This window comes from Streptomyces carpinensis, assembly GCF_002154505.1.
GTDB lineage: Bacteria > Actinomycetota > Actinomycetes > Streptomycetales > Streptomycetaceae > Streptomyces > Streptomyces carpinensis.
The window spans coordinates 326-22,666 of record NZ_MUBM01000131.1 but is presented as its reverse complement, the minus strand read 5'-3'; the positions used below and the strand labels follow the sequence as shown (position 1 = coordinate 22,666).

Here is a 22,341-nt window from a genome sequence, read left to right as displayed (position 1 = left end):
ATAGCTCAGTCGGCAGAGCGTCTCCATGGTAAGGAGAAGGTCAACGGTTCGATTCCGTTTTGGGGCTCTGGTGTGAGAGGTTCCCGTCGCGAGGCGGGGTCCGATCGCATCGCAGCGGTGTAGCTCAGTCGGTAGAGCAAGCGGCTCATAATCGCTGTGTCACCGGTTCAAGTCCGGTCACCGCTACTGACAGTAGCCGATTGCGGGGTCGGTCCTTCGATCGGCTACTCTTTCTTGCGTTGAATACCCACCCGTTCGTCAAGGAGCACTCACGTGGCTGCCACCGACGTCCGCCCGAAGATCACGCTGGCCTGCGTGGAGTGCAAGGAGCGGAACTACATCACCAAGAAGAACCGGCGTAACAACCCGGACCGTCTTGAGATGAAGAAGCACTGCCCGCGTTGCAACGCGCACACCGCGCACCGCGAGACGCGATAAATCAGGCTCATACATGAGGCCGTCCCCGTATCAGGGGGCGGCCTCATGTTGTTTCCTCGGCTTCACCGGCTCCAGCGATCTCTGCGTGTTTCATGAGCCCCATCGGCTCCTTCTGCTCCACCGGATTCGCGGAGCCACCCGGACCATCCGATCCATCGGGTCGTCTCGTCCGATTTATCTGCTCCATCCGCACGACCACAGCTGACACCAGGAGGTGCCGAGCCATGGCGCTCGACCAGTCCTTCGTGGGGCGGTCCTACCCGCCCACCGCCCCCTACGAGGTGGGCCGGGAGAAGATCCGTGAGTTCGCGGAGGCCGTCGGGGACGCCAACCCGGCGTACACGGACCCGGAGGCCGCCAAGGCGCTCGGCCACCCCGATGTGATCGCCCCGCCGACCTTCGTGTTCGCGATCACCTTCAAGGCCGCCGGAGTGGTCGTACAGGATCCGCAGCTCGGCCTCGACTACAGCCGTGTGGTGCACGGCGACCAGAAGTTCGCCTACGCCCGGCCCGTGCGGGCCGGTGACCGGCTGACCGTCACCTCCACCATCGAGGCGATCAAGTCCCTGGCCGGCAACGACATCCTGGACATCCGCGGTGAGGTGCACGACGAGGCGGGCGAGCACGTCGTGACCGCCTGGACCAAGCTGGTGGCCCGCGCGGCCGAGGAGGCGTGAGGAACCGATGACGGCGAAGACCGCCTATGACGACGTCGAGGTCGGCACCGAACTGCCGGCACAGACCTTCCCCGTGACCCGCGCCACACTCGTGCAGTACGCGGGTGCGTCCGGGGACTTCAACCCGATCCACTGGAACGAGAAGTTCGCCAAGGAGGTCGGGCTGCCGGACGTGATCGCGCACGGCATGTTCACCATGGCCGAGGCGATCCGCGTCGTCACCGACTGGGTGGGCGACCCCGGTGCCGTCGTGGAGTACGGCGTGCGCTTCACCAAGCCCGTCGTCGTCCCGAACGACGACAAGGGGGCCCTGATCGAGGTCGTCGGCAAGGTCGCGGCCAAGCTCGACGACAACACCGTGCGGGTCGACCTGACCGCGACGAGCGAGGGCCAGAAGGTCCTCGGGATGTCCCGCGCGGTCGTGCGGCTGGCCTGAGGGATCACCGCGCCGGCGGGCCGTCGGCGTGCGGGGCCGTCGGCGGGGTCTCGTAGTCTTGGGCGCGTGCAGGAACTCCACGACGCGCCCCTGGCCCCACTGACCACCTTCCGGCTGGGCGGCCCCGCGACCCGGCTGATCACCGCGACCACCGACGCCGAGGTGATCGCCGCCGTCCGCGAGGCCGACGCCGCCGGCACGCCGCTGCTGGTGATCGGCGGCGGTTCGAACCTGGTCATCGGCGACAAGGGCTTCGACGGCACCGCCCTGCGCATCGCCACCCGCGGCTTCGAGCTCCGCGGGACCACGCTGGAACTGGCCGCCGGTGAGGTGTGGACCGACGCCGTCGCCCGCACCGTCGAGGCCGGGCTCGCCGGCATCGAGTGCCTGTCCGGCATCCCGGGCTCCGCCGGCGCCACCCCGATCCAGAACGTCGGAGCGTACGGCCAGGAGGTCTCCGCCACCGTCACCGAGGTCGTCGCCTACGACCGCACGGCCGGCGAGACGGTGACCCTGGCCAACGAGGAGTGCGCGTTCTCCTACCGCCACAGCCGCTTCAAGGCCGACCCCGAGCGGTACGTCGTCCTGCGTGTCCGCTTCCGGCTGGAGGACGCCGACGGTCTGTCGGCGCCCGTCAAGTACGCCGAGACGGCGCGGGCCCTGGGCGTGACGGCGGGCGACAGGGTGCCCCTGGCCGCCGCCCGCGACACCGTGCTGAAGCTGCGCGCCGGGAAGGGCATGGTGCTGGACCCCGAGGACCACGACACCTGGTCGGCCGGGTCCTTCTTCACCAACCCGATCCTCACGGACACCGGGTTCGCCGCGTTTCGCGCTCGTGTGCGGGAGCGGCTGGGCGAGGGCGTCGAGCCGCCCGCGTACCCGGCGGGCGAGGGGCGCACCAAGACCTCGGCGGCCTGGCTGATCGACAAGGCGGGCTTCACCAAGGGCTACGGCACCGGGCCGGCCCGGATCTCCACCAAGCACACCCTCGCCCTCACCAACCGCGGCGGGGCGACCACCGAGGACCTGCTGGCACTGGCCCGCGAGGTCGTGGCCGGGGTCCGCGAGGCGTTCGGCATCACCCTGGTCAACGAGCCGGTGACGGTGGGCGTGACCCTCTGACCGAGGGACTCGAAGGGCGGCCCTCGAGGTCTTGCCCGGGCCTGTGAGTCCTTGCGGTCAGGCCTGTCGGCCGGGCCTTGCCTCGGTGGCCTGTCGGCGGGCCTTGCCTCGGCGGTCTGTCGGTTGGGTTGCCTCGGGTGGCCTGTCGGTCGGGTTGCGGCAGCAGGGGTGTGGCGGCCGGGTTGCGTCGCTCGGAGCCTGGCGCCCGGCAGTTGGGTCCCGAGGCGCCCGGGTTCCGGCGGATGGGTTCCGGCAGGCCGAGGCCTGTCGGCCGAGTCGCGTCGGTCGGGGGCCTGGCGGCCGGACCCCGGCGGCAGGTCCTGGCGCCCGGATCACGGCCCGGATTCCGGCGTCCGGGACCGGTCGGCTAGTACGCCACGCCGACCCCCTGCTTCACCGTCGCCGGGTCGTCGACCATCGCCAGCATCGCGTGCGCCACGTCCGCGCGTGCGATGAAGCGACCGTGCGGCGGGAAGCCGCCGACGACCGTGCGATAGGCGCCGGTGAGCGGCTTGTTCTGCAGGCGCGGCGGGCGGACGACCGTCCAGTCCGTGGTGCTGCGGGCCAGTTCGGCCTCCATCTCGCGCAGGTCCGCGTAGACGTCCTTCAGGATCGCCGAGACCACCTTGCGCGCCGTTCGGTCCAGGGCGCCGTCGCCCGCCGGCTCGGGGCCCACGGGTCCCGCGCTGACCACGAGCACGCGCCGCACCCCCTCCGCCTCCATCGCGCCCAGCACCGAACGGGTGAGCCGGGTCGTCACCCCGGCGTCCTTGCGGCTGCGGGCGCCGAGCCCGGACAGCACGGCGTCCCGGCCCGCCACGGCGGGCCGCACGGCCGCCGGATCGTGCAGGTCGGTGCGGAACACCTCCAAGCCGTCGCCGGTCACGGTCAGCCGGGCCGGGTCACGGACGACGGCGGTCACCCGATGGCCGGCGGCCAGCGCCTGGCGGACGATCTCCTGACCGATGCCGCCCGTGGCGCCGAAGACGGTGAGGTTCATGCTTGCTCCCGAGCTCGCAGAGTAGTGCCGTGGAGTGGGTGAGTGTTCACTAACCATTTCTCCCTCCTAGAGTGAGTAAGTACTCACTCACCCGTCAAGCCTGGTTGGAGCCGCCATGGAATCCTTGGAGCCCATGCAGCACGAACCGACCGCCGCGCGGCAGCCCCCCGCGCAACCGGCCTCCGCGAACCCGGCCCCCGCCAAGCAGCCGCCCGCGAAACCGGCCCGCGTCCGCGTCCTCGACGCCGCCCACGAGCTGATGCTCACCGTCGGGCTCGCCCGCGCCACCACCAAGGAGATCGCCAAGGCGGCCGGCTGCTCCGAGGCGGCGCTCTACAAGTACTTCCCGAGCAAGGAGGAGCTGTTCATCCAGGTCCTGCGGGAGCGGCTGCCCCGCCTGACCCCGCTCCTGCGCAGCCTCGCCGCGGAGCCGGGCCGCCGCACCCCCGAGGAGAACCTCACCGAGATCGCCCGTCAGGCCGCCCTCTTCTACGAGCAGAGCTTCCCCATCGCCGCCTCCCTGTACGCCGAGACCCAGCTCAAGCGCCGGCACGACGAGGCGATGCGGCAGATGGGCTCCGGCCCCCACCTGCCGATCGAGGAACTGGACGCCTACCTCCGTGCCGAGCAGGCCCTCGGCCGGATCGGTCCCGACGCCGACACCTTCGCCGCCGCCTCCCTGCTCCTCGGCGCCTGTGCCCAACGTGCCTTCGCCTACGACGCCACCCCCACGGGCGAGCGCCCGCCCCTGGACGACTTCGCACCCCGCCTGGCCCGCACACTGCTCGCCGGAATCTCCGTTGCCGACGGCCGCCCGTGACCGCGACGCTGGGAGCATGACAACCCCGGCCGACCGCACCGCCCGGCGCCACGCATGCGGCTGAGACTGCGCCGGTTCCGGCCGCGTACCGGCCCGCGCGAGCACAGGATCGTCCAGCCGCTGCGGCCCCTGCGGCACACCTCACTGCGCGACCCGGAGTCCTACGGCCTGCTGATGGGCGACCACGACGGGCTGAACCGGCTCGCCGGTCTGTTCTCCTTCGCCGCCTACTCCCGGCACACCGTCGTCCATGTGCCGCTGCGCGACGGCGTCCCGCCCGACGAGGGCGTCGGCGAGCTGGTCGACCTGGTCCTCGTCCACCACTCCTACGGCCTGCGCCCCAGCCAGTGGCCCCGCCTGCGCCGCAGGCTCGGACCCGGCACGCCCCTGACCGTCCGCACCGACGAGGCCCGTACGGCCCGCGACGCCGCGACCTGGCGCGAGCGGCGGGACCGCTTCGGCGGCCGCGCCGCCGACCGGGACGACCTGCGGCACCTCACCCACGCGCGCACGCACTTCCTGATCGGCAGCCGGGACGTCTTCGCCGAGGCGGCCATGGCCTTCGCGTACGCGGCCGGATGGGGGCCGCGGGCGAAGCACGTGGTCAAGGGGTACGCGGTGTACATGACGGATGTGCCCGGCCTACGGGTGGGCCCGGGCCCGGAACGCCACCGCAGCCCCGCGATCCTGATCTGCTTCAAGCCCTTTCCGCCCTACGCCCACTTCAGGCGGCCGGGGCGCTGAGCCAGTCGTCCACCCCCGACAGCAGCTTCGTGCGTACGTCCTCCGGGGCGGCCGAGGCACGGATCGACTGGCGGGCCAGTTCGGCCAGTTCGGCGTCCGTGAAGGCGTGGTGGCGGCGGGCGATGTCGTACTGGGCCGCCAGCCGCGAGCCGAAGAGCAGGGGGTCGTCGGCGCCGAGGGCCATCGCGACCCCCGCGTCGTAGAGGGTCCGCAGGGGGACGTCCTCCGGCTTCTCGTACACGCCGAGGGCCACGTTGGACGCCGGGCACACCTCGCAGGTCACGCCCCGGTCGGCGAGGCGGCGCAGCAGACGGGGGTCCTCCGCCGCGCGCACTCCGTGGCCCACGCGGTGGGCGTGCAGGTCGTCCAGGCAGTCGCGGACCGAGGCCGGGCCCGTCAGCTCGCCGCCGTGCGGCGCCGCGAACAGGCCGCCGTCGCGTGCGATCGCGAAGGCCCGGTCGAAGTCCCGCGCCAAGCCCCGGCGTTCGTCGTTGGAGAGACCGAAGCCCACCACGCCGCGGTCCCGGTAGCGCACGGCCAGGCGGGCCAGCGTACGGGCCTCCAGGGGGTGCTTCATGCGGTTCGCCGCCACCAGGACCCGCATGCCCAGGCCCGTCTCCCGGGACGCCGTGTCCACCGCGTCCAGGATGATCTCCAGGGCCGGGATCAGCCCGCCCAGGCGCGGGGCGTACGAGGTCGGGTCGACCTGGATCTCCAGCCACCCCGAGCCGTCCCGGATGTCCTCCTGGGCGGCCTCCCGCACCAGCCGCCGGATGTCCTCCGGTTCCCGCAGACAGGAACGCGCCGCGTCGTACAGCCGCTGGAAGCGGAACCAGCCCCGCTCGTCCGTCGCCCGCAGCTTCGGCGGCTCCCCGCTGGTGAGGGCCTCGGTCAGGGCCTCGGGCAGCCGTACGCCGTACTTGTCGGCCAGTTCCAGCAGGGTGGTGGGCCGCATCGACCCGGTGAAGTGCAGGTGCAGATGGGCTTTCGGAAGCTCAGAGACATCACGTACGTGCTCCATCCCAGGATCCTGCCGCAAGTCCCCCCGGTCCCGGTAGCCGTTTCCCCGTTCGTGGTCTTGCCCGTACACACGAACGGCGCCGGTCAGCCTGCTGACGTGGGCAGGCTGACCGGCGCCGGACGGGACGACCCCGGACCTGCTCAGTCCCGAGCCTCCGCCAGGAGCTTCTGGATCCGGCTCACGCCCTCCACCAGGTCCTCGTCACCGAGGGCGTAGGACAGGCGCAGGTAGCCCGGCGTGCCGAAGGCCTCGCCCGGGACGACGGCGACCTCGGCCTCCTCCAGGATGAGGGCGGCCAGCTCGACCGTGTCCTGCGGGCGCTTGCCGCGGATCTCCTTGCCGATCAGCGCCTTCACCGACGGGTAGGCGTAGAACGCGCCCTCCGGCTCCGGGCACAGCACGCCCTCGATCTCGTTGAGCATCCGCACGATGGTCTTGCGGCGCCGGTCGAAGGCCTCGCGCATCTTCGCGACGGCCTCCAGGTCGCCGGAAACGGCGGCGAGGGCGGCCACCTGGGCGACGTTCGACACGTTGGAGGTGGCGTGCGACTGCAGGTTGGTCGCGGCCTTGACGACGTCCTTCGGGCCGATGATCCAGCCCACCCGCCAGCCGGTCATGGCGTACGTCTTCGCCACGCCGTTGACGACGATGCACTTGTCGCGCAGCTCGGGCAGCAGCGCGGGCAGGGACACGGACACGGCGTCGCCGTAGACCAGGTGCTCGTAGATCTCGTCGGTGAGCACCCACAGGCCGTGCTCGAGGGCCCAACGGCCGATCGCCTCGGTCTCGGCCTCGGAGTACACCGCGCCGGTCGGGTTGGAGGGGGAGACGAAGAGGACGACCTTGGTCTTCTCGGTGCGGGCGGCCTCCAGCTGCTCGACCGTGACGCGGTAGCCGGTGGTCTCGTCGGCGACGACCTCGACCGGGACGCCGCCGGCCAGGCGGATCGACTCCGGGTACGTCGTCCAGTACGGCGCCGGCACGATGACCTCGTCGCCCGGGTCGAGGATCGCGGCGAAGGCCTCGTAGATGGCCTGCTTGCCGCCGTTGGTGACCAGGATCTGCGACACGTCCGGCTGCCAGCCGGAGTCGCGCAGCGTCTTGGCGGCGATCGCGGCCTTCAGCTCGGGCAGGCCGCCGGCCGGGGTGTACCGGTGGTACTTCGGGTTCTTGCAGGCCTCGACAGCGGCTTCGACGATGTAGTCCGGGGTCGGGAAGTCGGGCTCACCGGCGCCGAAGCCGATCACCGGACGCCCGGCGGCCTTGAGGGCCTTGGCCTTGGCGTCCACGGCGAGGGTGGCGGACTCGGAGATCGCGCCGATTCGGGCGGAGACCCGGCGCTCGGTGGGAGGGGTTGCAGCGCTCATACCGCCATCGTTCCAGACCCCGAACTCCACGGGCACGCGGGTTTCACGGACTGAACAGCAGGGGTCTAACACCTGAACAACCGTCCGGTCCGACCTCCGAACAGCCGTCCGGATCCGGTCCTGGACGAGGCGAGTCCCCGGCCGGCCCGCGACAGCCCCGCGAACCCGGCCCTGCTTGCCGCGACAGCCCCGCGAATCCCCTCCGGACCGCCCTCCGGCCGCCCTCCGATCGCCGTCCCATCGCCCTTCGACCTCCCTCGGACTTCCTTTCGACGGGTACCGAAGAACACTTTCTGTTCGACGACCGGCTCCGGACCACGTACACTCTCACCTCGTTGGCCTTCAGCAGCCGCCGCCGCACCCGGTGCCCATGGACACCGGGCATACGCTCGGATGCGGTACGTTGGGGGACACACAAAGGGTCGTAGCTCAATTGGTAGAGCACTGGTCTCCAAAACCAGCGGTTGGGGGTTCAAGTCCCTCCGGCCCTGCTACACACACCTTCGCCAGGATGTGTGCGCATGTACGTACAGCAATGCACCGCCGTGCGGCTCGACCGGGCGCGGCACGGCCACGACCCGGAATCAGGTGAGGACGAATGACGGACGCCGTGGGCTCCATCGACACGCCTGATGCCCAGGACGAGGTGGCGGAGTCCAAGAAGAAGACCCGGAAGGGTGGCAAGCGCGCCAAGAAGGGCCCGCTGAAGCGTCTTGCGCTCTTCTACCGCCAGGTCATCGCGGAGCTCCGCAAGGTCGTCTGGCCCACACGTAACCAGCTGACGACGTACACCACCGTGGTGATTGTCTTCGTCGTCATCATGATCGCCCTGGTGACCGTGATTGACTATGGGCTCAACCACGCGGCCAAGTACGTCTTCGGCTGAGCCAAGAGCGAAGGGCGCCGTGGTTACCGGCGCCCGTTTTCGCATGTTCCACCCCTATGTATCCAGGAAGAAGCAGCCACCGTGTCTGACCCGAACCTGAACGACGCCATCGAGCCGACCGAGTCCGTGGATGACGAGCTCGACATCGTCGAGGGTACGGATGAGGTCGACGAGGTCGAGGCTGCCGAGGCCGCCGCGGGGGAGCCGGCCGAGGAGGCCGCTGTCCACGTCGAGGACGAGGTCGCCGAGGGTGAGGGTGCCGAGGCGGCCGAGGAGGAGGCCGGCGTTCAGGAGCCCGAGCCCGAGCTCGACCCGGTCACCAAGCTCCGCGAGGAACTGCGCACGCTGCCCGGCGAGTGGTACGTGATCCACACCTACGCCGGCTACGAGAAGCGCGTGAAGGCCAACCTGGAGCAGCGTGCCGTCTCGCTGAACGTCGAGGACTTCATCTACCAGGCCGAGGTGCCCGAGGAAGAGATCGTCCAGATCAAGAACGGCGAGCGCAAGACCGTCCGGCAGAACAAGCTGCCCGGTTACGTGCTCGTCCGCATGGACCTGACGAACGAGTCCTGGGGCGTCGTCCGCAACACGCCGGGCGTCACCGGCTTCGTGGGCAACGCCTACGACCCCTACCCGCTGTCCCTGGACGAGATCGTGAAGATGCTCGCCCCGGAGGCGGAGGAGAAGGCCGCCCGCGAGGCCGCCGAGGCCGAGGGCAAGCCCGCTCCGCAGCGCAAGGTCGAGGTCCAGGTGCTGGACTTCGAGGTCGGCGACTCGGTCACCGTCACCGACGGCCCGTTCGCCACGCTCCAGGCGACCATCAACGAGATCAACGCCGACTCGAAGAAGGTCAAGGGCCTGGTCGAGATCTTCGGCCGCGAGACGCCGGTCGAGCTCTCCTTCGACCAGATCCAGAAGAACTAGCTCCACGATTCTCCGAACGGGCCCCCGACCGGCTGTCTGCGCCGGCCGGGGGCCCTTTCGTCGTACGTCCGGCCGTGCGCCCGGAGCTGCGCGAAGCGAGCGCCGAGTGTGACGTTGAGCTGGGGATTTCACGTCCGGCGGAGACAGCAGCTATCGTTGTGCGGTATGCCATCTGCGGGATCATGCATCCGAATGGCGCTGATCGAAGCCGCAGGTGGTACTCAACCTCTCAGTAAGGACCCGGAGAGAGCATGCCTCCCAAGAAGAAGAAGGTCACGGGGCTCATCAAGCTCCAGATCCAGGCCGGCGCCGCCAACCCGGCCCCGCCGGTCGGTCCGGCGCTGGGTCAGCACGGCGTCAACATCATGGAGTTCTGCAAGGCCTACAACGCCGCGACCGAGTCGCAGCGCGGTTGGGTCATCCCGGTGGAGATCACGGTCTACGAGGACCGTTCCTTCACCTTCATCACCAAGACTCCGCCGGCCGCCAAGATGATCCTCAAGGCCGCGGGCGTCGAGAAGGGCTCCGGCGAGCCGCACAAGACCAAGGTCGCCAAGATCACCGAGGCGCAGGTCCGCGAGATCGCCCAGACCAAGCTGCCCGACCTCAACGCCAACGACCTGGACGCCGCCGCGAAGATCATCGCCGGCACCGCCCGTTCCATGGGCGTCACCGTCGAGGGCTGAACCCCGACCCCGTAGTACGCATGCGGCCGTGATCGCCTGATCGCAGCGCCGCACGTGGCAGGGCCTGCTCGGCCCGTACCACGACTCCTTTCAGAACCCACAGGAGCAGTTGTGAGCAAGCGCAGCAAGGCTCTCCGCGCTGCGGACGCCAAGGTCGACCGGGAGAAGCAGTACGCCCCGCTCGAGGCCGTCCGTCTCGCCAAGGAGACCTCCACGACCAAGTTCGACGGCACCGTCGAGGTCGCCTTCCGTCTGGGTGTCGACCCGCGCAAGGCCGACCAGATGGTCCGTGGCACCGTGAACCTTCCGCACGGCACCGGAAAGACCGCCCGGGTCCTGGTCTTCGCGACCGGCGACCGTGCCGAGGCCGCGCGTGCCGCGGGCGCCGACATCGTCGGCGCCGACGAGCTGATCGACGAGGTGTCGAAGGGCCGTCTGGACTTCGACGCCGTCGTCGCCACCCCGGACCTCATGGGCAAGGTCGGCCGCCTCGGCCGCGTCCTCGGCCCGCGTGGTCTGATGCCGAACCCGAAGACCGGCACCGTCACCCCCGACGTGGCCAAGGCCGTCACCGACATCAAGGGCGGCAAGATCGAGTTCCGCGTCGACAAGCACTCGAACCTGCACTTCATCATCGGCAAGACGTCGTTCGACGACGCCAAGCTGGTGGAGAACTACGGCGCCGCGCTGGAGGAGATCCTCCGTCTGAAGCCGTCCGCCGCCAAGGGTCGCTACATCAAGAAGGCCGCCATCAGCACCACGATGGGCCCCGGCATCCAGGTCGACCCGAACCGCACCCGCAACCTCCTCGTCGAGGAGGACCCGGCCGCGGTCTGAGCCCACGGCTCGCCTCAGTCGGCGACGAGCCCCGCAACCGTTCCGGTGCGGGGCTCGTCCCATTCCTGTGGGACTTCTGTACGGCTCTTCGTACGGCTGTCAGTGGCCTGCGCTAGCGTGCAGGGCACCGTAATCACTTAGGGGTGGGACGAATGAAGAACAGGACCGTGCGCCGGACGACGCTCTCCATCGCGGTGGTGGCCGCGCTGACGGGGGTGGCCGCCTGCGGCTCCGGTTCCTCCGGCGGCAAGGGCGACAAGGCCGCCGGCCAGGGCGTGACGCACGTGAGCCCCATAGCGGCCCTGCGCACCGCCGCTGACTCCACCGCGAAGGCCGACTCCGCCAAGGTCGAGAGCACGACCAGCATGGGCGACGTCATGACCTTGAAGGGTGCCGGCAGCCTCGCCTGGGGCGACGGCCTGACCGGCTCGCTGACGCTCACCTACACCGGTGGCAAGATGGCCGACGCGATGCGCGCGGCCGGGAGCCCCTCGATCCAGGCCCGCTACCTGCCCGACGCCTACTACGCCAAGATGAGCGAGAAGTTCGCCCAGCAGGCGGGCGGCGGCAAGCACTGGGTGAGGTACGGCTACGAGGACATCGCCCAGCTCGGCGGCAGCTCCGGCGCGTACCTGAAGGACCAGCTGCAGAACACCACGCCGAACCAGTCCGTGAAGCTGCTGCTGGCCTCCGGTGACGTGAAGAAGGTCGGCGAGGAGCAGGTCGGCGGCGAGCACACCACGCACTACCACGGCACGGTCGACGTCGCCGACTTCGCCGACAAGAGCAGCAAGAACCTCTCCGCGAGCCAGCTCGCCGACCTGAAGAAGCAGCTCAGCCAGGCGGGCATCACCACCGAGACCGTCGACCTCTGGATCAACGACCAGAACCTGCTGGTCAAGAAGGCCGAGAAGGGCGACACGGCCAACGGCACCGTGATCAGCACAGCGACCTACAGGGACTACGGCGTGAAGGTCTCCGCCGAGGCACCCCCGGCCGGCGACACGGTGGACTTCAAGAACCTGATGAAGGCGCAGGCGCCCGCGCAGGGCGGCACCGGAACCGGCACTGCGTCGGGCGGCTCGGGCGTGAGCTCCTGACCCGCCTTCAGCCTGTCCTTCCGGCTGCGCCCGTTCGGCCGTGCCGGTGAGGCTCTCCGCCCGTTCGGCCGCGCCCGTTCGGCTCTCCGCCCGTTCGGCCGCGCCCGTTCGGCTCTCCGCCCGTTCGGCCGCGCCCGTTCGGCTCTCCGCCCGTTCGGCCCGTCACGGGCCGAACGGGCGGATTTGCTCTGCCGGGGCCCCGTCCCGTAATCTCCTACCGAAGCCAAAGACCGCTGGTCGTTGCCGTGCGCTCGCGAGAGGGTGCGGTGGCCGAAGGATCCGCTGAAAATGCGGGCGACCCGCGCAGGTGACAGTGGAAGAACTCCCGGAGTGCGCACGCCGCGTCGTGCGTCCGGCCGGTCGAGTCCGCCCCGAGCGCCTGCGCCGGGGCGTTTCGTTTTCCCCAGTCCTCCTTCGGGTCCGCGCGGTCCGAATCACCCGGAAGGAGGCCGAGGCTCTATGGCGAGGCCCGACAAGGCTGCCGCGGTTGCGGAGCTGACGGACAAGTTCCGCAGCTCCAACGCCGCCGTGCTGACCGAGTACCGCGGTCTCACCGTGGCGCAGCTCAAGACGCTGCGCCGGTCGCTCGGTGAGAACGCCCAGTACGCCGTGGTGAAGAACACGCTGACCAAGATTGCGGCCAACGAGGCCGGGATCACGCTGGACGACCAGCTCTTCGCTGGTCCGACGGCCGTCGCCTTCGTCACCGGTGACCCGGTGGAGTCGGCGAAGGGTCTCCGTGACTTCGCCAAGGACAACCCGAATCTCGTTATCAAGGGCGGTGTCCTGGAGGGCAAGGCCCTCTCCGCCGACGAGATCAAGAAGCTTGCGGACCTCGAGTCCCGCGAGGTTCTGCTCAGCAAGCTGGCCGGTGCCATGAAGGGCAAGCAGTCCCAGGCTGCCTCGCTCTTCCAGGCGCTGCCGTCGAAGCTCGTCCGCACCGTGGACGCGCTGCGCGCCAAGCAGGCCGAGCAGGGCGGTGCCGAGTAACTCGGCTCGCTTTCTGACTCACGCCGCCGGACGGCGGCGGGGGTCACAGCGGGCCGACGTACGCCCGCCATTCATGTACATCCGGCACCAGCCGAATTAGTGGAAGGATCGCCCATCATGGCGAAGCTCAGCCAGGAAGACCTGCTCGCGCAGTTCGAGGAGATGACCCTCATCGAGCTCTCCGAGTTCGTGAAGGCCTTCGAGGAGAAGTTCGACGTCACCGCTGCTGCCGCCGCCCCGGTCGTGGTGGCCGGCGGTGCCGCCGGTGGCGCTGCCGCCGAGGCCGTCGAGGAGAAGGACGAGTTCGACGTCATCCTCTCCGGCGCCGGCGACAAGAAGATCCAGGTCATCAAGGTCGTGCGCGAGCTGACCTCCCTGGGCCTGAAGGAGGCCAAGGACCTGGTCGACGGTGCCCCGAAGCCCGTCCTGGAGAAGGTCAACAAGGAGGCCGCGGACAAGGCCAAGGAGGCCCTCGAGGGCGCCGGCGCCTCCGTCGAGGTCAAGTAAGACCTCACGGGTCCGCTGCGGACTCACGCGCGCCGACAGCACCGCGGAAAGTGTCTAGGACCGCTTCCGCAGGCCTGTAACGCGAACGCACCGAAGAGCGATCATCCATCCGGGTGGTCGCTCTTCGGCGTTCCCGGGGGGTGGCTGTGGCGGCCTTGCACGGGCGACCGGGAGGGGTATGGTGATCTTCGCCGTGCCTCGAGAGGCCCCCGGACGCAGGCTGCAAGTGACGATGGCAGCACCCGGTTGGGGCATGGGGGGCCTTGACGAACTGCACGCAGCGCGCAATTCTCAGGACGCGTCGTCACAAGGATCCGAATCCGAGGCATGGATCGACGGCGAAGAGGGCAGTATCAACGTGCGTTGAGGGCGGCATGCCGCAGGCGGTGACGACAACGAGGGTCTCGAAGAACCGGCACTGGACATCAGTGGGCCAAGTGGCTACACTGACCCTTTGCGCTGCCTGTTAGCTGTCCCCTGCCCGTCACCAGGGGCATGCCCTCACCCGAGCAACGACGACCGGACCATGCCTGACCTGGCTCTTTGGCCATATAAGGCACTGTCTGTCCCGGTGCATGGGAGAGGGGCCGGTACGCGCGTAGTGAGTCCGAGCCCTCGGAAGGACCCCCTCTTGGCCGCCTCGCGCAATGCCTCGACCGCGAATACGAACAACGGCGCCAGCACCGCCCCGCTGCGCATCTCCTTTGCAAAGATCAAGGAGCCCCTCGAGGTTCCGAACCTTCTCGCGCTGCAAACCGAGAGCTTCGACTGGCTGCTCGGCAACGACGCGTGGAAGGCTCGCGTCGAGGCGGCTCTGGAGTCCGGTCAGGACGTCCCCACCAAGTCCGGTCTCGAGGAGATCTTCGAGGAGATCTCCCCGATCGAGGACTTCTCCGGGTCGATGTCGCTGACTTTCCGCGACCACCGCTTCGAGCCCCCGAAGAACTCGATCGACGAGTGCAAGGAGCGCGACTTCACGTACGCCGCCCCGCTCTTCGTCACGGCCGAGTTCACCAACAACGAGACCGGCGAGATCAAGTCCCAGACCGTCTTCATGGGCGACTTCCCGCTCATGACGAACAAGGGCACCTTCGTCATCAACGGCACCGAGCGTGTCGTGGTGTCGCAGCTGGTCCGTTCCCCCGGTGTCTACTTCGACTCCTCCATCGACAAGACCTCCGACAAGGACATCTTCTCCGCCAAGATCATCCCGTCCCGGGGTGCCTGGCTGGAGATGGAGATCGACAAGCGCGACATGGTCGGTGTCCGCATCGACCGCAAGCGCAAGCAGTCGGTCACCGTCCTGCTCAAGGCGCTCGGCTGGACCAACGAGCAGATCCTCGAGGAGTTCGGCGAGTACGAGTCGATGCGCGCCACCCTGGAGAAGGACCACACCCAGGGCCAGGACGACGCGCTGCTCGACATCTACCGCAAGCTGCGCCCGGGCGAGCCCCCCACGCGTGAGGCCGCGCAGACGCTGCTGGAGAACCTCTACTTCAACCCCAAGCGCTACGACCTCGCCAAGGTCGGCCGCTACAAGGTCAACAAGAAGCTGGGTGCGGACGCTCCGCTGGACGCGGGCATCCTGACCGTCGAGGACGTCATCTCGACGATCAAGTACCTGGTGAAGCTGCACGCCGGCGAGACCGAGACGGTCGGTGACAGCGGCGAGACGATCGTCGTCGAGACCGACGACATCGACCACTTCGGCAACCGTCGTCTGCGCAGCGTCGGCGAGCTCATCCAGAACCAGGTCCGCACGGGTCTGGCCCGTATGGAGCGCGTCGTCCGCGAGCGGATGACCACGCAGGACGTCGAGGCGATCACGCCGCAGACCCTGATCAACATCCGGCCGGTCGTCGCCTCCATCAAGGAGTTCTTCGGCACCAGCCAGCTGTCCCAGTTCATGGACCAGAACAACCCGCTCTCCGGGCTGACGCACAAGCGGCGTCTGTCCGCGCTGGGGCCGGGTGGTCTCTCCCGTGAGCGGGCCGGCTTCGAGGTCCGTGACGTGCACCCGTCGCACTACGGCCGTATGTGCCCGATCGAGACGCCGGAAGGCCCGAACATCGGTCTGATCGGCTCGCTCGCCTCCTACGGCCGGGTCAACGCGTTCGGTTTCGTCGAGACCCCGTACCGCAAGGTCGACAACGGCCAGGTCACCGACGAGGTCGACTACCTGACCGCCGACGAGGAGGACCGCTTCGTCATCGCGCAGGCCAACGCCACGCTGAACGACGAACTCCGGTTCGCCGAGGCGCGTGTCCTGGTCCGCCGCCGTGGCGGCGAGGTCGACTACGTCAGCCCCGAGGACGTCGACTACATGGACGTCTCGCCGCGCCAGATGGTGTCGGTCGCGACCGCCATGATCCCCTTCCTCGAGCACGACGACGCCAACCGTGCCCTCATGGGCGCGAACATGATGCGTCAGGCCGTGCCGCTCATTAAGTCCGAGTCCCCGCTCGTCGGCACCGGCATGGAGTACCGCTCCGCCGTCGACGCCGGCGACGTGGTCAAGGCCGAGAAGGCGGGTGTGGTCCAGGAGGTCTCCGCGGACTACATCACCACGGCCAACGACGACGGCACGTACATCACGTACCGCCTGGCCAAGTTCGCCCGCTCCAACCAGGGCACCTCGGTCAACCAGAAGGTCATCGTCAACGAGGGCGACCGCGTCATCGAGGGCCAGGTCCTCGCCGACGGCCCGGCCACCCAGAACGGCGAGATGGCGCTCGGCAAGAACCTGCTGGTCGCGTTCATGCCGTGGGAGGGTCACAACTACGAGGACGCGATCATCCTGTCGCAGCGCCTCGTGCAGGACGACGTCCTCTCCTCGATCCACATCGAGGAGCACGAGGTCGACGCCCGTGACACCAAGCTCGGCCCCGAGGAGATCACCCGGGACATCCCGAACGTCTCCGAGGAGGTCCTCGCCGACCTCGACGAGCGAGGCATCATCCGCATCGGCGCCGAGGTCATCGCCGGTGACATCCTGGTCGGCAAGGTCACCCCGAAGGGTGAGACCGAGCTGACGCCGGAGGAGCGCCTGCTGCGCGCGATCTTCGGTGAGAAGGCCCGTGAGGTCCGTGACACCTCGCTGAAGGTGCCGCACGGCGAGACCGGCAAGGTCATCGGTGTGCGCGTCTTCGACCGCGAGGAGGGCGACGAGCTGCCGCCGGGCGTGAACCAGCTGGTTCGCGTCTACGTGGCGCAGAAGCGCAAGATCACCGACGGTGACAAGCTCGCCGGCCGCCACGGCAACAAGGGTGTCATCTCCAAGATCCTGCCGATCGAGGACATGCCGTTCCTGGAGGACGGCACCCCGGTCGACATCATCCTCAACCCGCTGGGTGTCCCGTCCCGAATGAACCCGGGACAGGTCCTGGAGATCCACCTCGGCTGGCTCGCCAGCCAGGGCTGGGACGTCTCCGGCCTGGCGGACGAGTGGGCGCAGCGCCTGCAGGTGATCGGCGCGGACCAGGTCGACCCGCGGACCAACGTGGCGACCCCGGTCTTCGACGGTGCCCGCGAGGACGAGCTGGCCGGTCTGCTGGAGAACACGCTGCCGAACCGCGACGGCGACCGCATGGTCCTCCCGTCCGGCAAGGCCCGGCTGTTCGACGGCCGCTCCGGTGAGCCGTTCCCGGACCCGATCTCGGTCGGCTACATGTACATCCTGAAGCTGCACCACCTGGTCGACGACAAGCTGCACGCCCGCTCGACCGGTCCGTACTCGATGATCACCCAGCAGCCGCTGGGTGGTAAGGCCCAGTTCGGTGGCCAGCGGTTCGGTGAGATGGAGGTGTGGGCACTCGAGGCGTACGGCGCCGCCTACGCCCTCCAGGAGCTGCTGACCATCAAGTCCGACGACGTCACCGGCCGCGTGAAGGTCTACGAGGCGATCGTCAAGGGCGAGAACATCCCCGAGCCCGGCATCCCCGAGTCCTTCAAGGTGCTCATCAAGGAGATGCAGTCGCTCTGCCTGAACGTGGAGGTGCTGTCCAGCGACGGTATGTCCATCGAGATGCGCGACACCGACGAGGACGTCTTCCGCGCTGCGGAGGAGCTCGGTATCGACCTGTCCCGGCGCGAGCCGAGCAGCGTCGAAGAGGTCTGACGGGAGTCCGGCCGGGGCCCTGACCCACAAGGGCCCCGCCGACCCCCAGGCCCCCGTTTCAGACCACAGACTTACGACCCTGAGAGGGATTGACGCATAGTGCTCGACGTCAACTTCTTCGACGAGCTCCGGATCGGCCTGGCCACCGCTGACGACATCCGTCAGTGGAGCCACGGCGAGGTCAAGAAGCCCGAGACCATCAACTACCGCACCCTCAAGCCCGAGAAGGACGGCCTCTTCTGCGAGAAGATCTTCGGCCCCACCCGGGACTGGGAGTGCTACTGCGGCAAGTACAAGCGCGTCCGCTTCAAGGGCATCATCTGTGAGCGCTGTGGTGTTGAGGTCACCCGCGCCAAGGTGCGCCGTGAGCGGATGGGCCACATCGAGCTGGCCGCGCCCGTCACGCACATCTGGTACTTCAAGGGCGTCCCGTCGCGCCTGGGTTACCTGCTCGACCTGGCTCCGAAGGACCTGGAGAAGGTCATCTACTTCGCGGCGTACATGATCACGTACGTCGACGAGGAGCGCCGCACCCGCGACCTGCCCTCGCTGGAGGCCCACGTCTCCGTCGAGCGCCAGCAGATCGAGCAGCGCCGCGACGCCGACCTGGAGGCCCGCGCCAAGAAGCTCGAGTCCGACCTGGCCGAGCTGGAGGCCGAGGGCGCCAAGGCCGACGTGCGCCGCAAGGTGCGCGAGGGTGCCGAGCGCGAGATGAAGCAGCTGCGCGACCGTGCGCAGCGCGAGATCGACCGCCTCGACGAGGTGTGGACCCGGTTCAAGAACCTCAAGGTCCAGGACCTCGAGGGCGACGAGCTGCTCTACCGCGAGCTGCGTGACCGCTTCGGCACGTACTTCGACGGTTCGATGGGTGCCGCGGCGCTGCAGAAGCGCCTGGAGTCCTTCGACCTGGAGGAGGAGGCGGAGAAGCTCCGCGAGATCATCCGCACCGGCAAGGGCCAGAAGAAGACCCGCGCCCTGAAGCGGCTGAAGGTCGTCTCCGCGTTCCTGCAGACCTCCAACAGCCCCAAGGGCATGGTCCTGGACTGCGTCCCGGTCATCCCGCCGGACCTGCGTCCGATGGTGCAGCTGGACGGTGGCCGCTTCGCGACCTCCGACCTGAACGACCTGTACCGCCGTGTCATCAACCGCAACAACCGTCTGAAGAGGCTCCTGGACCTCGGTGCCCCGGAGATCATCGTCAACAACGAGAAGCGCATGCTTCAGGAGGCTGTTGACGCCCTCTTCGACAACGGTCGTCGCGGCCGGCCGGTGACCGGTCCCGGCAACCGCCCGCTGAAGTCCCTCAGCGACATGCTGAAGGGCAAGCAGGGTCGATTCCGTCAGAACCTGCTCGGCAAGCGTGTCGACTACTCGGCGCGTTCCGTGATCGTCGTCGGTCCGCAGCTGAAGCTGCACCAGTGCGGTCTGCCCAAGGCGATGGCGCTGGAGCTCTTCAAGCCGTTCGTGATGAAGCGCCTGGTGGACCTGAACCACGCGCAGAACATCAAGAGCGCCAAGCGGATGGTCGAGCGCGGCCGTACGGTCGTGTACGACGTGCTGGAAGAGGTCATCGCGGAGCACCCGGTTCTGCTGAACCGTGCGCCCACGCTGCACCGCCTCGGCATCCAGGCCTTCGAGCCGCAGCTGGTCGAGGGCAAGGCCATCCAGATCCACCCGCTCGTGTGCACCGCGTTCAACGCGGACTTCGACGGTGACCAGATGGCCGTGCACCTGCCGCTGTCCGCGGAGGCGCAGGCCGAGGCCCGCATCCTGATGCTGTCCTCGAACAACATCCTCAAGCCCGCCGACGGCCGTCCGGTGACGATGCCGACCCAGGACATGGTCCTCGGTCTGTTCTTCCTCACCACCGACGGCGAGATGCGGGACGTCAAGGGCGAGGGCCGTTCGTTCGCGTCGGTCGCCGAGGCGATCATGGCGTTCGACGCCGGCGAGCTGTCCCTGCAGTCGAAGGTCGACATCCGCTTCCCGGTGGGCACCATCCCGCCGCGCGGCTGGACCCCGCCGGCCCGCGAGGAGGGCGAGCCGGAGTGGCAGCAGGGTGACTCCTTCCGCCTGAGGACGACCCTGGGCCGTGCGCTCTTCAACGAGCTGCTGCCCGAGGACTACCCGTTCGTCGACTACGAGGTCGGCAAGAAGCAGCTCTCCGAGATCGTCAACGACCTCGCCGAGCGCTACCCGAAGGTCATCGTGGCGGCGACGCTCGACAACCTGAAGGCGGCCGGCTTCTTCTGGGCGACCCGTTCCGGTGTCACCGTCGCCATCTCCGACGTCGTCGTTCCCGAGGCGAAGAAGGAGATCGTCCGCGGCTACGAGGCGCAGGACGAGAAGGTCCAGAAGCAGTACGAGCGCGGTCTGATCACCAAGGACGAGCGCACGCAGGAGCTCATCGCGATCTGGACCAAGGCGACCAACGAGGTCGCCGAGGCGATGAACGACAACTTCCCGAAGACCAACCCGATCTTCATGATGGTGAACTCGGGTGCACGAGGCAACATGATGCAGATGCGTCAGATCGCCGGTATGCGTGGTCTGGTGTCGAACGCGAAGAACGAGACCATCCCGCGTCCGATCAAGGCGTCGTTCCGTGAGGGTCTGTCCGTGCTGGAGTACTTCATCTCCACGCACGGTGCCCGTAAGGGTCTGGCGGACACCGCTCTGCGTACCGCCGACTCGGGTTACCTCACCCGTCGTCTGGTGGACGTCTCGCAGGACGTCATCATCCGCGAGGAGGACTGCGGCACCGACCGCGGCCTCAAGCTGCACATCGCGGAGCGGGGCGCGGACGGCGTGCTGCGCAAGGCGGAGAACGTCGAGACGTCCGTGTACGCGCGCTGCCTCGCCGAGGACATCGTCGTCGACGGCCAGGTGCTGGCCCCGGCCGGCACCGACCTGGGCGACGTGCTCATCGAGGAACTGGTCGCCCGCGGTGTCGAGGAGGTCAAGACCCGTTCGGTCCTGACCTGTGAGTCCGCGGTCGGTACCTGCGCGATGTGCTACGGCCGTTCGCTCGCCACCGGCAAGCTGGTCGACATCGGTGAGGCGGTCGGCATCATCGCCGCCCAGTCCATCGGTGAGCCCGGTACCCAGCTGACGATGCGTACCTTCCACACCGGTGGTGTGGCCGGTGACGACATCACCCAGGGTCTGCCGCGTGTCGTCGAGCTCTTCGAGGCCCGTACCCCGAAGGGTGTCGCCCCGATCTCCGAGGCGGCCGGTCGCGTCCGCATCGAGGAGACCGAGAAGACCAAGAAGATCGTCATCACCCCGGACGACGGCAGCGACGAGACGTCCTACCCGATCTCGAAGCGTGCCCGTCTGCTGGTCGGCGAAGGCGACCACGTCGAGGTGGGCCAGAAGCTCACCGTGGGTGCCACCAACCCGCACGACGTGCTGCGCATCCTGGGTCAGCGTGCCGTCCAGGTCCACCTGGTCGGCGAGGTCCAGAAGGTGTACAACTCGCAGGGTGTGTCGATCCACGACAAGCACATCGAGATCATCATCCGGCAGATGCTCCGCCGCGTGACGATCATCGAGTCCGGCGACGCCGAGCTGCTGCCCGGCGAGCTGGTCGAGCGCTCGAAGTTCGAGCACGAGAACCGTCGTGTGGTCCAGGAGGGCGGTCACCCGGCCTCCGGTCGTCCGCAGCTCATGGGTATCACCAAGGCCTCGCTGGCGACCGAGTCGTGGCTGTCGGCGGCGTCCTTCCAGGAGACGACCAGGGTCCTCACGGACGCGGCGATCAACGCCAAGTCCGACTCCCTGATCGGCCTCAAGGAGAACGTCATCATCGGTAAGCTCATCCCGGCCGGTACGGGCCTGTCCCGCTACCGCAACATCCGGGTCGAGCCGACCGAGGAGGCCAAGGCCGCGATGTACTCGGCCGTCGGCTACGACGACATCGACTACTCGCCGTTCGGCACCGGCTCCGGCCAGGCCGTTCCGCTGGAGGACTACGACTACGGTCCGTACAACCAGTAAGCGAGCAGCATGACCGAAGGGCGGTCACCCGATGGGGTGGCCGCCCTTCGGCGTTTCGGCGTGCGGTGAGCTCCCAGGCCGTGGGTCGGGACAGCAGGTCGGCGTCCGTGTTGGGAGCGGCGTCCGTGCGCAGCCAGGCTGGGAGCAGGGCTGGGACGCCCGGTACGGCCATCACCCGTGAGTCACGCCCGCGGCGACGGCCAGGGCTCCGGCGGCCCGGAGGAGCGTCTCTGGGACGCCGGCGGCGCGGACGACCGCCGGCAGCGGCACGCACGGGCCGACAGCGGTCGGGACTCCTCCTTTGACGAGATGTTGACGCCCCGCGATCGGGAAATTCGGCTGTGAAAGCGCCTGGATTGACGGGCTGGTCAGAGAAATGATTACAGATCTCCTCGGCCCTTCCGGGGACGTGTTGTGTGGTTCTATTCGAAGGGCAGACTGGTGAGTAACTGGCTGTAGCACTCAATTGAATGCCGAAGCGTGTAGATCTCTGCAAAGGTAATTTCTCTTTTCGGAGAGCTCACTCCCTTGAGGTGGCTCCGGGACCGTTTCTGCAGTCGATAGAGTCTCAATGGGTGAGTCAAGTGCAAGCAGTTGTGATCAGTGGCCGATCTAGTGATCAACCCCTTCGCTGACCAGTGCCTCTGACGAAGCCCACGGCTCTGACCAG

Annotated in this window: 18 protein-coding genes and 2 tRNA genes; 17 read left to right on the top strand and 3 right to left on the bottom strand. The window is 68.5% G+C overall.

The genetic code is table 11. The features are described from left to right. Positions 1-113: 113 nt before the first annotated feature. The 5 genes from BZY54_RS18475 to BZY54_RS18455 all read left to right on the top strand — a co-directional run bounded on the left by BZY54_RS18475 (position 114) and on the right by BZY54_RS18455 (position 2,673). Positions 114-186, top strand: a tRNA-Met gene (locus tag BZY54_RS18475). An 87-nt stretch (positions 187-273) separates the two neighbouring features. Next, positions 274-438 carry a 50S ribosomal protein L33 gene (rpmG, locus tag BZY54_RS18470; protein ID WP_003948671.1) on the top strand — a complete coding sequence of 55 codons (165 nt, stop codon included), beginning with the start codon at positions 274-276 and terminating at the stop codon, positions 436-438. Positions 439-662: 224 nt separating this feature from the next. Then, positions 663-1,115 (top strand): MaoC family dehydratase N-terminal domain-containing protein, encoded by a 453-nt coding sequence (locus tag BZY54_RS18465; RefSeq protein WP_086726293.1) that lies wholly within the window; start codon positions 663-665, stop codon positions 1,113-1,115. Positions 1,116-1,122: 7 nt separating this feature from the next. Beyond that, complete coding sequence (locus BZY54_RS18460) at positions 1,123-1,551, top strand: MaoC family dehydratase (protein ID WP_086726292.1); 429 nt, start codon at positions 1,123-1,125, stop codon at positions 1,549-1,551. A 66-nt stretch (positions 1,552-1,617) separates the two neighbouring features. Next, entirely contained in the window at positions 1,618-2,673 is a 1,056-nt protein-coding gene (locus tag BZY54_RS18455) for a UDP-N-acetylmuramate dehydrogenase (protein ID WP_086726291.1), read from the top strand. 367 nt (positions 2,674-3,040) lie between these two features. Here BZY54_RS18455 and BZY54_RS18450 read toward each other — a convergent pair whose 3' ends face one another. Further along, positions 3,041-3,673, bottom strand: coding sequence for an NAD(P)-dependent oxidoreductase (locus BZY54_RS18450; protein WP_086726290.1), 633 nt, complete (start codon positions 3,671-3,673; stop codon positions 3,041-3,043). Positions 3,674-3,788: 115 nt separating this feature from the next. On the opposite strand from BZY54_RS18450, the gene BZY54_RS18445 reads away from it, so the two are divergent. Together BZY54_RS18445 and BZY54_RS18440 are read left to right on the top strand one after the other, a co-directional pair. Further along, on the top strand, positions 3,789-4,493 hold the full coding sequence (locus BZY54_RS18445) for a TetR/AcrR family transcriptional regulator (protein ID WP_279634690.1): 705 nt from the start codon (positions 3,789-3,791) through the stop codon (positions 4,491-4,493). A 54-nt stretch (positions 4,494-4,547) separates the two neighbouring features. Then, on the top strand, positions 4,548-5,237 hold the full coding sequence (locus tag BZY54_RS18440) for a hypothetical protein (RefSeq protein WP_086726288.1): 690 nt from the start codon (positions 4,548-4,550) through the stop codon (positions 5,235-5,237). Here the strand turns inward: BZY54_RS18440 and BZY54_RS18435 are convergent. Next, positions 5,218-6,258 carry an adenosine deaminase gene (locus BZY54_RS18435; RefSeq protein ID WP_086726287.1) on the bottom strand — a complete coding sequence of 347 codons (1,041 nt, stop codon included), beginning with the start codon at positions 6,256-6,258 and terminating at the stop codon, positions 5,218-5,220. The two genes, BZY54_RS18440 and BZY54_RS18435, sit on opposite strands and share 20 nt — an antisense overlap. A gap of 140 nt (positions 6,259-6,398) precedes the next feature. After that, complete coding sequence (locus tag BZY54_RS18430; RefSeq protein WP_086726286.1) at positions 6,399-7,625, bottom strand: pyridoxal phosphate-dependent aminotransferase; 1,227 nt, start codon at positions 7,623-7,625, stop codon at positions 6,399-6,401. Between the two features lie 418 nt (positions 7,626-8,043). Between BZY54_RS18430 and BZY54_RS18425 the strand changes: the two genes are divergently transcribed. The 10 genes from BZY54_RS18425 (at position 8,044) to BZY54_RS18375 (ending at position 21,671) form a co-directional block, all read left to right on the top strand. Beyond that, positions 8,044-8,116 (top strand) — tRNA-Trp (locus BZY54_RS18425). Positions 8,117-8,223: 107 nt separating this feature from the next. Next, positions 8,224-8,511: a preprotein translocase subunit SecE gene (secE, locus tag BZY54_RS18420; RefSeq protein ID WP_086726285.1), complete on the top strand. Its 288-nt coding sequence runs from the start codon at positions 8,224-8,226 to the stop codon at positions 8,509-8,511. A gap of 81 nt (positions 8,512-8,592) precedes the next feature. Then, positions 8,593-9,435, top strand: coding sequence for a transcription termination/antitermination protein NusG (gene nusG, locus BZY54_RS18415; protein WP_086726284.1), 843 nt, complete (start codon positions 8,593-8,595; stop codon positions 9,433-9,435). Positions 9,436-9,686: 251 nt separating this feature from the next. Further along, the gene (gene rplK / locus BZY54_RS18410; RefSeq protein ID WP_019756559.1) at positions 9,687-10,121 is read left to right on the top strand and encodes a 50S ribosomal protein L11; all 435 of its coding nucleotides are present in this window, start codon (positions 9,687-9,689) and stop codon (positions 10,119-10,121) included. Positions 10,122-10,232: 111 nt separating this feature from the next. Next, positions 10,233-10,958 (top strand): 50S ribosomal protein L1, encoded by a 726-nt coding sequence (gene rplA / locus BZY54_RS18405; protein ID WP_086726283.1) that lies wholly within the window; start codon positions 10,233-10,235, stop codon positions 10,956-10,958. 152 nt (positions 10,959-11,110) lie between these two features. Further along, a complete protein-coding gene (locus tag BZY54_RS18400) occupies positions 11,111-12,058 on the top strand; it encodes an SCO4651 family lipoprotein (protein WP_086726282.1) in 948 nt (315 codons plus the stop codon). Between the two features lie 459 nt (positions 12,059-12,517). Beyond that, the gene (gene rplJ, locus BZY54_RS18395; RefSeq protein ID WP_086726281.1) at positions 12,518-13,048 is read left to right on the top strand and encodes a 50S ribosomal protein L10; all 531 of its coding nucleotides are present in this window, start codon (positions 12,518-12,520) and stop codon (positions 13,046-13,048) included. Positions 13,049-13,165: 117 nt separating this feature from the next. Next, positions 13,166-13,555, top strand: coding sequence for a 50S ribosomal protein L7/L12 (gene rplL / locus BZY54_RS18390; RefSeq protein WP_086726280.1), 390 nt, complete (start codon positions 13,166-13,168; stop codon positions 13,553-13,555). 631 nt (positions 13,556-14,186) lie between these two features. Beyond that, on the top strand, positions 14,187-17,672 hold the full coding sequence (gene rpoB, locus BZY54_RS18380) for a DNA-directed RNA polymerase subunit beta (protein ID WP_086726279.1): 3,486 nt from the start codon (positions 14,187-14,189) through the stop codon (positions 17,670-17,672). A 99-nt stretch (positions 17,673-17,771) separates the two neighbouring features. Beyond that, a complete protein-coding gene (locus BZY54_RS18375; RefSeq protein WP_086726278.1) occupies positions 17,772-21,671 on the top strand; it encodes a DNA-directed RNA polymerase subunit beta' in 3,900 nt (1,299 codons plus the stop codon). Positions 21,672-22,341 lie beyond the last annotated feature (670 nt).

Bases quoted from the DNA above. Each gene is read 5' to 3' on its own strand.
- BZY54_RS18400 (WP_086726282.1), top strand. From the start codon at position 11,111: ATGAAGAACAGGACCGTGCGCCGGACGACGCTCTCCATCGCGGTGGTG.
- BZY54_RS18435 (WP_086726287.1), bottom strand. From the start codon at position 6,258: ATGGAGCACGTACGTGATGTCTCTGAGCTTCCGAAAGCCCATCTGCAC.
- rplK (WP_019756559.1), top strand. From the start codon at position 9,687: ATGCCTCCCAAGAAGAAGAAGGTCACGGGGCTCATCAAGCTCCAGATC.
- BZY54_RS18440 (WP_086726288.1), top strand. From the start codon at position 4,548: ATGCGGCTGAGACTGCGCCGGTTCCGGCCGCGTACCGGCCCGCGCGAG.
- BZY54_RS18450 (WP_086726290.1), bottom strand. From the start codon at position 3,673: ATGAACCTCACCGTCTTCGGCGCCACGGGCGGCATCGGTCAGGAGATC.
- BZY54_RS18430 (WP_086726286.1), bottom strand. From the start codon at position 7,625: ATGAGCGCTGCAACCCCTCCCACCGAGCGCCGGGTCTCCGCCCGAATC.
- secE (WP_086726285.1), top strand. From the start codon at position 8,224: ATGACGGACGCCGTGGGCTCCATCGACACGCCTGATGCCCAGGACGAG.
- BZY54_RS18460 (WP_086726292.1), top strand. From the start codon at position 1,123: ATGACGGCGAAGACCGCCTATGACGACGTCGAGGTCGGCACCGAACTG.
- rplJ (WP_086726281.1), top strand. From the start codon at position 12,518: ATGGCGAGGCCCGACAAGGCTGCCGCGGTTGCGGAGCTGACGGACAAG.
- BZY54_RS18465 (WP_086726293.1), top strand. From the start codon at position 663: ATGGCGCTCGACCAGTCCTTCGTGGGGCGGTCCTACCCGCCCACCGCC.
- BZY54_RS18445 (WP_279634690.1), top strand. From the start codon at position 3,789: ATGGAATCCTTGGAGCCCATGCAGCACGAACCGACCGCCGCGCGGCAG.
- rplL (WP_086726280.1), top strand. From the start codon at position 13,166: ATGGCGAAGCTCAGCCAGGAAGACCTGCTCGCGCAGTTCGAGGAGATG.